1 protein-coding gene is annotated in these 430 nt (G+C 48.6%); it reads right to left on the reverse strand.

The annotated features are described in order from the left end of the window. Positions 1 to 73 precede the first annotated feature (73 nt). A partial coding sequence (locus AC27EF_RS13625; protein ID WP_487111303.1) for an IS3 family transposase occupies positions 74 to 430 on the reverse strand: 357 nt, incomplete at its 5' end.

Raw genomic sequence — 430 nt, forward strand, 5'->3', positions numbered from 1 at the left:
TTTATCCGCTCAGGCTGGCAGGTAACTCTTTTCGGTCCCTGCTGTGCCCGTGTGGGTATTGGTTCCAAAACTGCTATGCTGTCTGCAAATCCGTCTCATGTTTCTGATAGTACTCCTCTGGTGTCAGATAACCGTTTGCTTCATGGATCCGTTTGCGGTTATAAAATATCCATATATATTCAAATACTGCTGATTTCGCCTCTTCCCTGGTTCGGAAATGCCGGCTATTCAGCCACTCCTGCTTCAGCTTTCCCCAGAAGCTCTCTATCGGCGCATTGTCCCAGCAGTTCCCTTTGCGGCTCATGCTGCTGATAAAACCATGCTCTTTTGCAAGCTTCTGGTATTCCTGTGAACAGTACTGGCTTCCTCTGTCGGAATGCAGGATACATCCGCTTGTAGTCTTTGTATGGCTGACCGCATCCTTAAGCGC

Source organism: Anaerostipes stercorihominis (assembly GCF_057535655.1).